Origin of the sequence: Novosphingobium sp. EMRT-2 (genome assembly GCF_005145025.1) — a bacterium.
Taxonomy (GTDB): Bacteria; Pseudomonadota; Alphaproteobacteria; order Sphingomonadales; family Sphingomonadaceae; genus Novosphingobium.
On sequence record NZ_CP039695.1, the window covers coordinates 32,821 to 46,400 of the forward strand.

Sequence of the window (13,580 nt, forward strand, 5' to 3'; positions counted from 1 at the left end):
TGCTTGCTTGATTGGCGGGGCTGCTTCGGGCAGATGGCGGCGATTGCTGGTGCGGCCGGTCCTTGCGAAAGGGCTTGCCGCAAGAACACACGGGATGGCGCTTGGTGATGATTGGACGTAACTCGGGCCGGACCGTTCCTGCCTCGCCACGGGCGTCGTCGGTGGCTCTTGCCCTGATGGTCACCACCTGCATGACCGGCGTGCCGGAAATGGCGGCGGCGCAGCAGAGCCAGGCGGATCAGAAGCCCGCGCGCAAGCCTTCGGCCCTGTTCGGCAAACATGCCCGGCAAGCCGCGCCGGCCAGCGCGGTTCCGGTTCCCGCCACCCCCGCGCCGGCGCCCGCCGCGCCGCCGGTGGTCGCGGAAGTCACGGTCAAGTCGATCACGATCGATGGCGCGCAGCGGCTGGAGCCGGATACCATCCGCTCTTACATCCGCCTGCGCGAAGGAGATCGCTATACCCAGGCCGCCGCCGACCAGGTGCTGAAGGACCTGTTCGCGACCGAGCTGTTCTCGGACGTGCAGCTGCGCAACAACAACGGCGACGTGGTGATCCAGGTCAAGGAGAACCCGGTCGTCAACCGTATCATCCTGGAGGGCAACAAGCGCCTCAAGGAAGACAAGATCCTGCCCGAAATCAAGCTTTCGGCGCGCCAGATTTTCACCCGTTCCAAGGTGCGCGCGGACGTCGCCCGCATCATCGAGCTGTACAAGCGGCAGGGCCGCTTCGCCGCTTCGGTCGAACCGAAGATGGTCATGCTTGAACAGAACCGCGTCGATATCGTGTTCGAGATCAGCGAGGGGCCGAAGTCCAAGGTCCGCCAGATCAACATCATCGGCAACGAGAAGTTCTCCGACGGGGAACTGCGCGGCCAGATGGTGACCAAGCAATCGCGCTTCTTCCGCCTGTTCAGCTCGGGCACCAGCTACGATCCCGATCGTCTCGCCTTCGACCAGCAGAAGCTGCGCCAGTTCTACCTGACCAACGGTTACGCCGATTTCCGCGTGGTTTCGGCCGTGGCCGAACTGACGCCCGACAAGCGCGATTTCATCATCACCTACGTGGTGGAAGAGGGGAAGCGCTACAAGTTCGGCGACGTCAAGGTGGACAGCCAGCTGCGCGACTTCGATGGCGACAAGCTGGCCGAGCGGCTGAGCATCAAGAAGGGCCAGTGGTACAACGCCAAGGCGGTTGAAGACACGGTCGACAGCCTCACCGAAACCGCCGGCAGCTTCGGTTATGCCTTCGCCGACGTCCGTCCCGACTTCCAGCGCGACAAGGACGACCTGACGATGAGCGTGACCTTCCGCATGGCGGAAGCACCGCGCGTCTATGTCGAGCGCGTGGACGTCAACGGCAACACGCTGACGCAGGACAAGGTGGTCCGCCGCGAGTTCCGGCTAGGTGAGGGCGACGCCTTCAACAGCCTGCAGATCAAGCGCTCCACCAACCGCATCAAGTCGCTGGGCTATTTCCAGGAAAAGTTCGAGGTCGAGCAGAAGCCTGGAAGCGCGGCCGACCGCATCGTGCTGGAAGCCAACGTCGAGGAAAAGCCGACCGGCCAGCTCCAGCTTTCCGCCGGCTTCTCCAGCCTTGAAAGCTTCATCTTCCAGGCCTCGATCCAGCAGAACAACTTCCGCGGCCGTGGCCAGACTGTGGGCCTCAGCGTCGATTATTCGCGCTATTCGCGCGCGGTGCAGGTGAGCTTTACCGAGCCTTACCTGTTCGACCGGAACGTCTCGTTCGGCATGGACGTCTATCGGCGCGACTACAACAGCTTCAACTACTTCAACGCCAACCGCAACACGACCTACCGGCAGGCCACCACCGGCTTCCAGGCGCGCATCGGTGTGGCGCTGACCGAATATACCTCGCTGATCGGGCGCTACACGCTCAACTTCGACAACGTCACGCTCGACAAGGATACCTACTATCTCAACGGCCAGTGCAGCCCTCTGCTGGCCGGTCGGTATCTGTGCGACGCCATCGGAAAGCGTACCAGTTCGATTCTGGGTCTCTCGCTGGTCTATGACACGCGCGACAACCGCCTGCGGCCGACGCGCGGCACCTCGCTGGTGCTGGGTGGCGACATCGCCGGGCTTGGTGGTTCGGTGAAGTATGCCCGACTCACCGCCAACGCCTCGAAGTATTTCCCGCTGGGCCATGGCTTCATCTTCTCGCTGCGCGGGGAAGGCGGCGCGATCAAGGCGTTGGGCAGCCGCTCCAACGATCCGTCGATCGACGACGTGCGCCTGACGGACCGCTTCTTCCTGGGCGAACCGCAGATCCGCGGCTTCGACATTCGCGGCGTCGGCCCGCGCGTGCTGCGCAAGCAGTATTCTGGATATGATCCAAAGACCGGTACGGGCGGCACCGTTTCTACGGATCGCAACCAGTGGGTCGATGACGCGCTCGGCGGCAGGTATTATTACCTTGCTCATGCCGAGGTCGAGATTCCGCTGGGGTCCGGCGCGCGCGAAATGGGCTTGCGGCCTTCGATCTTCGTGGACGCGGGAGCTGTGTTTGGTGTGGCGCACCCGCAGACAACGGGTGCTGGCACGTTGTTGTACCTGGATAACTTGACGGGGAAGGTGACGACGTCTTCCCAGGATTCCAGTGGGGCCAAGAACGACGTTTACCAGAAGTACGATGAGGTTTTCGTCGGCGACAGCCCCAAGCCGCGCATCTCGGTGGGTATCGGCGTCAACTGGAACTCGCCGTTCGGTCCTTTCCGCATCGATTTCGCCAAGGTCCTCAGCAAGGTCCAAGGCGACGACCCCAAGGCATTCACTTTCAACGTAGGAACCCAGTTCTGATGATCATGCGCATTGCATCGGCCCTTGTCGCGGGCCTTCTCGTTTCGGTTGCTCCGCAGGCCATGGCCGCCGCTCCGGCGCCGGCCGCCCCGGTCGCCACCGGTGGTATTGTCGCCGCCGGTATCGCCGTGGCCAACCCGCCGGCGATCGTCGCCTCGTCCTCGGCCTACCAGACCGCGCAGCAGCAGCGTCCGGTGACCTACAAGGCGCAGATCGACCAGGCCAACACCCGCAAGAACCAGATCACCGCGCAGCTTCAGCCGCTCTACGCCAAGCTGGAAGCGGATTCGAAGGCGCCCAAGCCCGATCAGGCCGCGCTGCGCCAGCAGTATGCGCAGATCCAGCAGATCGAACAGGCCGGCCAGCGTGAAATCCAGCAGATCCTGGAGCCGCTGCAGCTTTCGGAACAGTACGTTCTCGAACAGATCGGCGACAAGCTGGACGACGCCACGCAGAGCGCGATGACCAAGCGCAAGATCTCGCTGGTTCTCGATTCGCAGTCGGTGATCAAGGCCGATCAGGCGTACAACCTGAATCAGGACATCCTGACCGAACTCAACGCGCTGATCCCCTCGGCGCAGCTCGTGCCGCCGGCCGGCTGGCTGCCGCGCGCGCAGCGTGAACAGCAGGCCCAGCAGCAGGCGGCGCAGGCCGCTGCCGCGCAGCCGGACAACAAGAAGGCGCCGGTCGGCCGCTGAGGCCATCCGCGTCGAACAGCGTCAAACGGGGGCACCATGGCGGAAGATCAGACGGACGGCGCGGGTGCCGCACCGTTCGACTATGACGTGACCAAGGTGATGGCGGCGCTTCCGCACCGCTATCCCCTGTTGCTGGTCGATCGCGTTCTGGGCCTTGTGCCCGATGTATCGATCCACGCGGTCAAGGCTGTCTCGATGAACGAGCAGTTCTTCCAGGGGCACTTCCCCGGCCGGCCGATCATGCCCGGCGTTCTCCAGATCGAGGCGCTGGCGCAGGCCGCCGGCGTGCTCGCGGTGGAAACGCTCGGGCTCGCGAGCACCGGCAAGCTTGTCTATTTCATGGCGATCGAGGGCGCCAAGTTCCGCAATCCGGTGGAGCCTGGCTGCCTGCTGCACCTGCACGTCGAATTCACCCAGAAGCGCGCGCGCGTCTGCAAGTTCGCGGGCAAGGCCATGGTCGATGGCAAGGTGACCTGCGAGGTCAGCTTCACCGCGATGATCGCGGACAGCTGATCCCGTTTCCGGCGGATGCCGGGCGCATCCGAGCAGGGACTCGACAAATCGCGCGGCATCCATTAGGGGCGCCGCTTTCCAGTTTCCCGAAGACCGGTCGGAACCGGTCGCCAAGCGGAGCAAGACCGATGAAGGCCAATATCCACCCCGACTACCACATGATCAAGGTGCAGATGACCGACGGCACCGTGTTCGAAACCCGCTCCACCTGGGGCAAGGAAGGCGACACGCTGGCGCTCGACATCGATCCCACTTCGCACCCGGCCTGGACCGGCGGCACGCGTCAGATGGATCAGGGCGGCCGCGTTGCGCAGTTCAACAAGCGGTTCGGCGGTCTTTCGCTCAAGCGCTGATCGCGCGCGAAAAGCCAGACGGGCAGGGCGGCTTCGGCCGCCCTTTTCGTTTTCGCCCTTTCGTTAAAGCGTTTCGCAGCGATCCGTCCGTATCGGTGCGTGGCATTGCTATCTGCGATAGCCGTTCTAGAGTATCGCCATGACCACCCTGACCAACGCGCTGGAAAGCCGCCTCGGTTATCAGCTGCGCCGCGCTTCCGCGGTGATGATGGCCGACCTCGCGCGCGAGTTGGCGGACCTTGACCTGCGCCCGGCGGAAGTGACCACGCTGCTGGTGATCGGCGAAAATCCCGATTGCTCGCAGACCGAGGTGGGGCAGGCGCTGGCGATCAAGCGCGCCAACATGGTGCCGATCATCGCGCGCCTGATGGACCGGGGCTTCGTTGCGCGCACGCGGGCGGACGGCCGTTCCCATGCGCTGACTCTGACCGATCAGGGCCGCAAGATGGCGGACGAAGCCAACCACCGCATCGCGGCGCATGAAGCCCGCTTCGTTACTCAGCTTGCCACGGGCGAGGTGGAAACGCTGCTGCGGTGCCTGCCGACGATCCGCGGTATTGGCGCCGAACCCGAGGGCTGAACGCGGGCCGGCCTATTGCCAGGGGCGTTCGCGATACCATTTCGTCACCACGTATTTCAGGCCCTTGCGCACCTTCATGGCGTGATGGATCGTTGCGGGATTGACGCTGCCGTCGCGCCGGCGGTTGTTCCAGCCCACCAGCTTGCCCGGTTCGGGATGGATCAGCTTGTCCAGTACCTTGAACCGCGTGGCGCCGCCCGCCTCCACCGCGTTGAGATAGACCATGAAGGTCCAGGTGCGTTGCCCGGAAACGGCGCAATAGCGGGTGAAATCGGCGCCCTGTTCGTCGAAGTAGTCGGTATGGGCCTTGAATTCCTGCCCCGGCGCATAGCGCTGGCCCTGGATCGGTTCGCCGAACCGCCGGTCGATGCCGCACAGTGCGGAAAAGCGCTCGTCCAGAGCCGCAACTTCGGGTGAAGCCATCGGCAGGTCGCAGGTCTCGCTGGTGCGGAAATAGTTATCGCCGTTGGGATCGGCGATGGTGGAAGGACGTCGGTCCGCCTCGATCCGGGCGATCAGCGCCGCGCATTCCGCTGCGGTCAGGAAATCGCGCAGGATCACCATGTCGGCGCGCGGGGTGGGAACGCGAACGATGCCCGGCGTTGCGAGCAGCCGATCGAGCGAGGCTTCGTTGACGGGCGCGTCCATGCTCATTTCGGTAGCCGATCTGGCACCGAACGCCAACATCGCCTGTGCGCGATGTGCCGGCAGCCATAGGATGCGGGCGTCCGGCCTGCTATCGGAATTGCGTGGCTCCGTCGTCGTCCCTTTCCGCACCGTCGCCCACGCGTGCCAACGGCTTCTCGCTGGTCGAGATGCTGGTCGTGCTGTTCGTGATCGGCCTGCTGGCGACGGTGGTGGTCCTGTCCATGCCCGGCGACGAACGCACGCTCCGCGATGAGGCGGAACGCTTCGCCGCGCGCACCATCGCGGCGCGGGACGAGGCGATCGTGGGGGGCACGCCGGTGGCGCTGGTGGTGGGGCCGGCCGGTTACTATTTCCAGCGCCGCGTTGATGGCGCGTGGCAGGCGCTTCCCGGCAAGGGTTTCGATCTGGCGGCGTGGAAGCAGGGCACGCAGGCCACGGTCGACCAGCCGGGCGGACGGGGGCGCATCGTGTTCGATACGCTGGGGCTTGCCAGCGGCGATGGCACCGTCCGGCTGGATCGCGGGGACCGCCATCTGGTCCTGCGCATCGCGCGCGATGGAAAGGTCACGCTCGATGCGGCGTGACGGCAACGGCGCGGAAGCGGGCTTCACCCTGCTCGAACTGATGATCGCGCTGGCGGTGTTCGCGCTGGCCGCGCTTGCCCTGCTCAGGATGGAAGGCGCCAGCATCGCGCGCACGGCCGATCTGGACCAGCGCCTGCTGCGCGAGATCGTGGCGCAGAACATGGCGGCCGAAATCCTGACCGATCCCGCACCCCCCGCGATGGGCGACGCCAGCGGCACGATCCGCAACGCCGGCCGCCAGTTCGCGTGGACCCGCCATGTCGAGCCGCGGGCGGACTTCGGCGTGCTGTCGATCACGCTCACCGTGCGCGAGGTGACGCCCGGCCGCACCAGCCAGGCGATCACGCTCGACTTCGCCAGGCTGCCGGTGTCATGACGCCACCCCACGATCATCGCCAGCGCGCCAACGGCTTCACGCTGGTGGAGATGCTGGTGGCGCTGCTGGTCTTCGCGATCATCGCCGGCGGCGCGCTGGCGCTGCTGCGGTTCAGCGTCGATGCCGAACTGGCGAGCCGCACCGGCACCGACCGGATCGCCGCCAGCCGGCGCTTCCTCTCGGTCTGGACGGCCGATCTGGCGCAGATCACGCCGCGTCTGGCGCGCGACGAAAGCGGCGCGGTCCATGCCGCGCTGGAGGCGGGCGGAGCCGAGGGCATGGTGCTGCGCTTCACGCGCAGCGGATGGTCCAACGTCGATGGCGCGGCGCGGCCAAGCCTGCAGAAAGTGGAATACCACTGGGACGGCAAGGCGCTGGTGCGCGCTGGCTATCCGTTCCCGGATGGCGCTGCGCCTGAGCCGGGCGCCGCCGTCCTGCCGCTGGCGGGGCCGCCGGCCTTGCGCTTCCGTGGGCGCGATGGACAATGGCATGGCCGGTGGGAGCCGCAGCGGATGGGCGAACTGCCCGTCGCGATCGAGCTGCTGCTGCCGCAACCGGGTGGCGAACCGCTGCGCATCGTCTCGCTGGTCGGGGTGAATTACCAGTGAGGCGGGATCGTCCTTCCCATGAACGCGGCGCGGCGCTGTTGTCGGTGTTGCTGCTGGTTGCGGTCATGGCGGTGATCGCAGCGGTCATGCTCGACCGGCTCAACCTCGCCACGCGGCTGGCGGGGAACGGACAGGCGATGACCCAGGCGCGTCTTACCGCGACCAGCGCGGAAACGCTGGTGATGGCCCGGCTCAAGGCGCTGGTCGATGCGGATGATCGCCGCACGGTCGACCGCATCGGGCTGCTCGGCCGCGAGTTCCCGCTGCCCTTGCCGCGCGGCGCGGTGCGCGGGCGGATCGATGACGCGGGCAATTGCTTCAACGTCAATTCGCTGGTCCAGCAAGGCGTCGATGGCTCCTTCACGCTGCGGCCCGTGGCGCTGGCGCAGCTGCGCGCGCTGATGGCCGGGCTGGCGGTGCCCGCGAACGAGGCGGTCGCCCTGAGCGACGCCATGGCCGACTGGATCGACAGCGACGAGCGGCCCGCGCCGAACGGGGCCGAGGACGATGTCTATCGTGCCGGGCCGGTGCCCTATCGCCCGCCCAACCGGCTGATCGGCGATGTCAGCGAATTGCGCGCGGTGCGGGGGATGACGCCGGTGATCTACCAGCGCTTGCGGCCCTGGCTCTGCGCGCTGCCGGCGGCAGAGCTTTCCCCGGTCAATGTCAACACGCTGCGGCTGGACCAGATCCGCCTGCTGACCATGCTTTCCCCCGCCACGATCACGCCCGAACGCGCCCGCGCGCTAGTGCTAGGGCGGCCGCCGGCGGGCTATGCCAGCGCGGCGGAGGCGACCGCGCGGCTGGGGGTCACGACCGGAGCAACCGGCGCGCTTCCGCTCGATCAGTTGCAGGTGCGCAGCCGCTGGTTCCTGCTGGATCAGGTGGTTTCCATCGATTCGGTGCGGCTGGAGGAGGAAGCGCTGATCGATACCGGTGTCACGCCCGCGCGCGTGGCGTTCCGCAGCTGGGGGGATCGCGAAAGCCGTTAGGCAGCGGGAATCGCGGGGGCGCGTGGCGGCCGCGCAAGTTTTCGCTTTTCAAGGCCGCTCCTTTCTGCAAAGGGGCTCGCCCGCGCCCCGCATCGTGTTACGATGGGCGTGTCGATCATGTGGCGATCGTAGCTCAGTTGGTTAGAGCGCCGGTTTGTGGTACCGGAGGTCGAGGGTTCGAACCCCTTCGATCGCCCCATCTTTCCTCAGATTCTCTGCGCATCACGGCCTTTCGAGGGACGCTAAGCGCTTGCCCCGGAACGGCGCAGGTGGCAGAGCGTGGCGCGAACCGGCGGCGCGCGCCGCCGGACGAGGATATGTGTTTCCCGCGTCCATGCACGGTTTTGCCAATCCCGCCCGTTTTCTGCGCCTTGCGCGCTGGTTGATGCCTTTGCTGCTGGGGCTGGGGCTGGTGCTTGCCTTCGGCGCGCTGGCCTGGGGCCTGCTGGTGGTGCCGCCCGATCGGCTGATGGGCGATACCGTGCGCATCCTGTTCATCCACGTGCCTTCGGCCTGGCTGGGCATGGCGGGCTGGAGCACGATCGCCGTGGCCAGCCTGGTCGAGCTGGTCTGGCGCCATCCGCTCGCCGCCATCGGCGCGCGCGCGGCGGCGGTGCCAGGCGCGGCGTTCACCGCGATCTGCCTGGCCACGGGATCGATCTGGGCGCGTCCCACCTGGGGCACGTGGTGGGTGTGGGACGGCCGTCTGACGAGCTTCCTCGTCCTGCTGTTCCTCTATTTCGGCTATATCGCCCTGGCAGGCGCTGCGCAGCGCGATGCGCAGGCGGGTGAGGGCGCCAGCCGCGTGACCGCGATCTTCGGTCTGGTCGGCGCGATCAACATCCCGATCATCAACCGGTCGGTGGTGTGGTGGAACAGCCTGCACCAGCCGCCGTCGATCACCATCGGCAAGTCCGCGATCGACGGCACGTTCCTGTGGCCGCTGCTGATTGCCGCGATCGGCTTTTCGTGCATCTTCGGCGGCGTGGTGCTGGCGCGGATGCGGACGCTGCTGGCCGACATCCAGACCGAGGCGCGCCTGCGCCGCAAGGCGCTGGGCTGACGCGGCGCGGGAGGGCAGGATGCACGAGAGACTGGATCAATGGGACTATGTGGCAGCGGCGCTGGCGATCGGGGTGATCGGCACACTGCTGCTGGTGGGCTGGACGCTGTGGGCCATGGTCCGCGCCGAACGCCGGCGTGACAGGGCGAGGGGCAAGTGAGCGGCATCAAGGCAAAGCACCAGCGGCTGGTCCTGCTGGCCATCGCGCTGGTCGCGCTGGTGGGCGCGGGCCTGCTCGCCGCTTACGCGCTGCGCAACCAGGCCGCCTATTTCTACGTGCCGAGCGATCTGGTCGCCCATCCGCCCGAACAGGGCCGCGCCGTGCGCCTGGGCGGCATGGTGGAGAAGGGATCGATCAAGACCCGGCCCGATGGCGTGACCATCGATTTCATCGTCGGCGATGGCAAGGCGCGGGTGCCGGTGCGCTTCACCGGAATCACGCCGGACCTGTTCGTCGAGGGGTCGGGCGTGGTCGCCGAAGGGCGGATGGAAGGCGGCACGTTCGTGGCCGACAACCTGCTGGCCAAGCATGACGAGAAGTACGTCCCGCGCGAGATGAAGAACATGACCGACGCGCAGGCGAAACAGGTGGTGGCCGAAACGAAATGATAGCTGAATTGGGCCTTGCCGTTCTCTGGATGGCCGCCGCGCTGGCGGTGCTGCAACTGGCAGCGGGTATCATCGCCCTGCGCCCCAAGGGCGAACATCTGGCCGGAGTGGTCCGCCCGCTGGCGGTGATGCAGGGCGTGCTGGTCGCCTTCGCGTTCCTGGCGCTGGTCACGCTGTTTCTGGAAACCGATCTGTCGGTGAAGCTGGTGGCGGAGAACAGCCATTCGGCCAAGCCGTTCATCTTCAAGCTGGCGGGCACCTGGGGGAACCACGAAGGCTCGATGCTGCTGTGGGTGACGATCATGGGCCTGGCCGGTGGCTTCGTCGCGCTGATCGAGAAGCGGCTACGCGAGGATACGCTGGTGGCGACGCTGGCGGGGCAGGCCTTCGTCAGCCTGGGGTTCTACGCGTTCCTGCTGCTGTCCTCGAACCCGTTCGAGCGGCTGCCAGAGCCCGCGCCCGACGGCAACGGCCTCAACCCGCTGCTGCAGGACATCGGCCTCGCCTTCCACCCGCCCACGCTTTACGTTGGCTATGTCGGCCTTTCGATCGCCTTCAGCTTCGCGATTGGCGCGCTGGTGACGCGCGATGTCGGCCCTGCCTTCGCCCGCGCGATGCGGCCATGGGTGCTGGGCGCGTGGATATTCCTCACGCTGGGCATCACGGCCGGCTCCTATTGGGCGTACTACACGCTCGGCTGGGGCGGCTGGTGGTTCTGGGACCCGGTGGAAAACGCTTCGCTGATGCCCTGGCTGGCGGCGACGGCGCTGCTCCATTCGTGCTCGGTCCTCGCTTCGCGCAACGCCTTGCGGGCGTGGACGGTGATGCTGGGCGTGATCGCGTTCTCGATGTCGATGGTCGGCACGTTCCTGGTGCGGTCGGGCATTCTCACCTCGGTCCACGCCTTCGCGGTCGATCCGGAGCGCGGCAGCTTCATCCTTGCGTTGCTGGCGATCTACATCGGCGGCGCCTTGACCCTGTTTGGCGTGCGCGCGGCGACGGTGACCGAAGGCGCGCGGTTCAGCTTCGTCAGCCGCGAGGCGAGCCTTGTGTTCAACAACGTGATGCTGTGCGGCATTCTCGGCATCGTCCTGGTCGGCACGCTCTATCCGCTGCTGACCGAGGCGTTCGGCACCAAGGTTTCGGTCGGCCCGCCATACTTCAATCCGGTATCCGCGATCTTTGCGGTCCCGATGCTGCTGGTGCTGGCGGTTGGCCCGCTGCTGCGCTGGCGCGATGACAAGGCGGGGCGGATCACCATGCCCTTTGCGATCGCCGCGCTGCTCATGGCGGCGGTGTTCCTGATCGCCGAACTGGTCGCGCCGGGCATCCATCTGCTGCCAGCGCTGGGTCTCGCCATCGCCAGCGGCCTGTTCTTCGCCAGCCTGCTGCCGCTGAAGGGGCGCAACCTGCGCCGCACGCCGCTGCCGGTGTGGGGGATGGTGATCGCGCATCTCGGCATCGCTGTAGCCTTGTTCGGCATGGCGAGCGACAGCGCCTTCTCCACCGAGAAGCTTGCCGCGATGGCCGTGGGCGATACGCAGAACGTGGGGCCGTGGCAGGTGAAGCTCGAAAGCATCGATCCGGTTGCCGGCCCGAACTGGACCGCGCTGCAGGCGACGCTCTCGGCCCGCTACGCCGGTGGCGCGCCGATCACGCTGGAACCGCAGGCGCGCGTCTTCGCCTCGCCCCCGGGCACGCGCACCGAAAGCGCGCTCAAGACGCGCTGGAACGGCCAGCTCTATTCGGTGCTGGGCGAAGAGGGCGAGGACGGCCGCTGGCAGATGCGCTTCTGGTGGAAACCGTTCGTGCCGATGATCTGGTATGGCGGCGTGCTGATCGCGCTGGGCGGGGTGCTCGCGCTGCTCGGCCGCGTGACCGCCGACGTCAGGCGGCTGCGCGCCGAAGGCAAGATCGCGTATCGCCGGATGAGGCAGGGACGATGAGCAAGCAGGACGATCGGGGCAATCATCCGGGTGATCCCGCGCCGAAGAAGCCGGGGCTGGCGCTGTGGCTGCCGCTGGCGCTGTTCGCCGGCTTCTTCGTGCTGGTGATCTACGGCCTGGTGCGGCCGGCCGACCGCGAGGTGGCGAGCGCCTTCATCGGCAAGCCGTTGCCCGGCTTCGACCTGCCCCCGGCGGTGGACGACCGCCCCGGCCTGGCGCTCGCCAACTTCCGGGATGGCAAGCCGCGCCTGCTCAACGTGTTCGCCAGCTGGTGCGTGCCCTGCGCGGTGGAATCGCCGCAGCTTGCCGCGCTGGCGCAGCAGGGCGTGGAGATCGACGGCGTTGCTATCCGCGACCGGCGCGAGGACGTGGCTCAGTTCCTCGCCGCGAACGGCAACCCGTTCCGCCGGATCGGCAAGGACGATCTCAGCAAGGTCCAGCTCGCGATTGGATCGTCGGGCGTGCCCGAGACGTTCGTGATCGATGGCAAGGGCGTGATCCGCTACCAGCACATCGGCGACATCCGCGCAGAAGACGTGCCGCTGATCCTGCGCAAGCTGAAGGAGGCGGAATCGTGATGGCGCGCGCCGCATCGCGGCATGGAGCTACCGTTTTCGCGGCGCTTGCGCTGCTGCTGGCTTCTCCAGCCACCGCGCAAGATTCGCTGCCGCCGGCGCCCTATGCCTACAAGCAGCTTCCGAATCCCGATCAGGAGGCGAGGGCGCAGGCGTTGATGGAGACGCTGCGCTGCCTCAAGTGCCAGAGCCAGTCGATCGCGGATTCGGATGCACCGATGGCGGGCGACATGCGCCATCAGGTGCGCACCCGCATCGCTGCCGGGGAAGACCCGGAGGAAATCCGCCAGTGGCTGATCGAACGCTACGGCGACTATGTCAGCTATACCCCGCAATTGCGGCCGATGACCTGGCCGCTGTTCGCCGCGCCGGCGGCGTTCCTCGTGCTGGCGGCGCTGCTGCTGCGCAAGCGCTTCCGCCGCGGGGGCGATGGCGCGGCGGATGAACCGGAAGCGGACGCGCTGGAGGACAACGCATGACCTGGGTGCTGATCCTCCTGATCGCGATCGTGGTCTTCGCGGTGCTGGCGTTCGTGCTGAAGATGCCGCGTTCGGGCTGGGAACTGACGGGCGCGGCGCTGCTGTTCGGCATTGCCGGCTATGCGCTGCAGGGCCATCCCGGCGTGCCCGGCGCGCCCAAGGCCGCGGTCGAGAACCAGAAAGCGGCCGACGAGGCGCTGATCAAGCAGCGGCAGGCGATGGGCGATGCCTTCGGCAAGGGCCAGAACTGGATGGTGCTGGCCGACGGGCTTTCACGGCAGGGCCAGTTCGGCGCGGCGGCGACGATCCTAGGCAAGGCGGTGAAGGCCGATCCCAACGATGCAGACCTGTGGGTGGCGCTGGGCAACACGCTGGTCGGCCACAGCGACGGGCTGATCACGCCGGCCGCGCAGTTCGCGTTCCAGAAGGCGGCGAAGATCGCGCCCGAACATCCGGGGCCGCCGTTCTTCATGGGCCTGGCGCTGGCGCAGTCCGGCAAGCTGGTGGAAGCACGGGCGATCTGGGCCGAACTGTTGCGCCGCGCGCCGGCCGATGCCCCCTATCGCGAAGACCTTCAGGCCCGGTTGGCGAGACTCGACTCGATGCTGGCAGCCTCCGGACAGGCACCTGCGCCGGTGGCTCCGTCCGATGAAGCGCCCGCAGCAGCCGCCGAACCGTCGGGCGCCTCTTCTGAAGCGCCCTGAAATCAGCTATTTGCGATGCCATGTGGGGCATGATTT

General features: G+C 66.9%; 17 protein-coding genes and 1 tRNA gene. 17 read left to right on the forward strand and 1 reads right to left on the reverse strand.

Going from position 1 to position 13,580, the window contains the following annotated elements; all coding sequences use genetic code 11:
- Nucleotides 1-107: 107 nt before the first annotated feature.
- The 5 genes from bamA to FA702_RS00225 all read left to right on the forward strand — a co-directional run bounded on the left by bamA (nt 108) and on the right by FA702_RS00225 (nt 4,960).
- Nucleotides 108-2,816: an outer membrane protein assembly factor BamA gene (gene bamA, locus FA702_RS00205; protein WP_370385520.1), complete on the forward strand. Its 2,709-nt coding sequence runs from the start codon at nt 108-110 to the stop codon at nt 2,814-2,816.
- Nucleotides 2,816-3,514, forward strand: coding sequence for an OmpH family outer membrane protein (locus FA702_RS00210; protein ID WP_136954521.1), 699 nt, complete (start codon nt 2,816-2,818; stop codon nt 3,512-3,514). The genes bamA and FA702_RS00210 overlap by 1 nt, the downstream gene beginning before the upstream one ends.
- Before the next feature lie 36 nt (nt 3,515-3,550).
- Nucleotides 3,551-4,027 carry a 3-hydroxyacyl-ACP dehydratase FabZ gene (gene fabZ / locus FA702_RS00215; protein ID WP_136954522.1) on the forward strand — a complete coding sequence of 159 codons (477 nt, stop codon included), beginning with the start codon at nt 3,551-3,553 and terminating at the stop codon, nt 4,025-4,027.
- 128 nt (nt 4,028-4,155) lie between these two features.
- Nucleotides 4,156-4,380, forward strand: a complete 225-nt coding sequence (gene rpmE / locus FA702_RS00220) for a 50S ribosomal protein L31 (RefSeq protein ID WP_124810317.1) — start codon at nt 4,156-4,158, stop codon at nt 4,378-4,380.
- A 139-nt stretch (nt 4,381-4,519) separates the two neighbouring features.
- Complete coding sequence (locus FA702_RS00225) at nt 4,520-4,960, forward strand: MarR family winged helix-turn-helix transcriptional regulator (RefSeq protein ID WP_136954523.1); 441 nt, start codon at nt 4,520-4,522, stop codon at nt 4,958-4,960.
- Nucleotides 4,961-4,972: 12 nt separating this feature from the next.
- Here the strand turns inward: FA702_RS00225 and FA702_RS00230 are convergent, their stop codons facing one another.
- Nucleotides 4,973-5,608 (reverse strand): 2OG-Fe(II) oxygenase, encoded by a 636-nt coding sequence (locus FA702_RS00230; protein WP_136954524.1) that lies wholly within the window; start codon nt 5,606-5,608, stop codon nt 4,973-4,975.
- A gap of 101 nt (nt 5,609-5,709) precedes the next feature.
- Between FA702_RS00230 and FA702_RS00235 the strand changes: the two genes are divergently transcribed.
- The 12 genes from FA702_RS00235 to FA702_RS00285 all read left to right on the forward strand — a co-directional run bounded on the left by FA702_RS00235 (nt 5,710) and on the right by FA702_RS00285 (nt 13,544).
- Nucleotides 5,710-6,192, forward strand: a complete 483-nt coding sequence (locus tag FA702_RS00235; RefSeq protein ID WP_136954525.1) for a GspH/FimT family pseudopilin — start codon at nt 5,710-5,712, stop codon at nt 6,190-6,192.
- Nucleotides 6,182-6,568: a type II secretion system minor pseudopilin GspI gene (gene gspI, locus FA702_RS00240; protein ID WP_136954526.1), complete on the forward strand. Its 387-nt coding sequence runs from the start codon at nt 6,182-6,184 to the stop codon at nt 6,566-6,568. Before FA702_RS00235 ends, gspI begins: the two co-directional genes overlap by 11 nt.
- Entirely contained in the window at nt 6,565-7,176 is a 612-nt protein-coding gene (gspJ, locus tag FA702_RS00245) for a type II secretion system minor pseudopilin GspJ (protein ID WP_136954527.1), read from the forward strand. Before gspI ends, gspJ begins: the two co-directional genes overlap by 4 nt.
- Complete coding sequence (gene gspK / locus FA702_RS00250; protein ID WP_168195961.1) at nt 7,173-8,168, forward strand: type II secretion system minor pseudopilin GspK; 996 nt, start codon at nt 7,173-7,175, stop codon at nt 8,166-8,168. Before gspJ ends, gspK begins: the two co-directional genes overlap by 4 nt.
- 122 nt (nt 8,169-8,290) lie before the next feature.
- Nucleotides 8,291-8,367: transfer RNA gene (locus FA702_RS00255), tRNA-His, on the forward strand.
- 135 nt (nt 8,368-8,502) lie between these two features.
- Nucleotides 8,503-9,231, forward strand: a complete 729-nt coding sequence (gene ccmC, locus FA702_RS00260) for a heme ABC transporter permease CcmC (protein WP_124808748.1) — start codon at nt 8,503-8,505, stop codon at nt 9,229-9,231.
- Nucleotides 9,232-9,250: 19 nt separating this feature from the next.
- Nucleotides 9,251-9,391 (forward strand): hypothetical protein, encoded by a 141-nt coding sequence (locus FA702_RS22645; RefSeq protein ID WP_168195962.1) that lies wholly within the window; start codon nt 9,251-9,253, stop codon nt 9,389-9,391.
- A 5-nt stretch (nt 9,392-9,396) separates the two neighbouring features.
- Entirely contained in the window at nt 9,397-9,840 is a 444-nt protein-coding gene (gene ccmE, locus FA702_RS00265; protein ID WP_125956074.1) for a cytochrome c maturation protein CcmE, read from the forward strand.
- Nucleotides 9,837-11,786, forward strand: coding sequence for a heme lyase CcmF/NrfE family subunit (locus FA702_RS00270; RefSeq protein ID WP_136954529.1), 1,950 nt, complete (start codon nt 9,837-9,839; stop codon nt 11,784-11,786). Before ccmE ends, FA702_RS00270 begins: the two co-directional genes overlap by 4 nt.
- Nucleotides 11,783-12,364 (forward strand): DsbE family thiol:disulfide interchange protein, encoded by a 582-nt coding sequence (locus FA702_RS00275; protein ID WP_136954530.1) that lies wholly within the window; start codon nt 11,783-11,785, stop codon nt 12,362-12,364. The genes FA702_RS00270 and FA702_RS00275 overlap by 4 nt, the downstream gene beginning before the upstream one ends.
- Nucleotides 12,364-12,840: a cytochrome c-type biogenesis protein gene (locus FA702_RS00280; RefSeq protein WP_136957174.1), complete on the forward strand. Its 477-nt coding sequence runs from the start codon at nt 12,364-12,366 to the stop codon at nt 12,838-12,840. The genes FA702_RS00275 and FA702_RS00280 overlap by 1 nt, the downstream gene beginning before the upstream one ends.
- A complete protein-coding gene (locus FA702_RS00285) occupies nt 12,837-13,544 on the forward strand; it encodes a tetratricopeptide repeat protein (RefSeq protein ID WP_136954531.1) in 708 nt (235 codons plus the stop codon). Before FA702_RS00280 ends, FA702_RS00285 begins: the two co-directional genes overlap by 4 nt.
- Nucleotides 13,545-13,580: the final 36 nt, after the last annotated feature.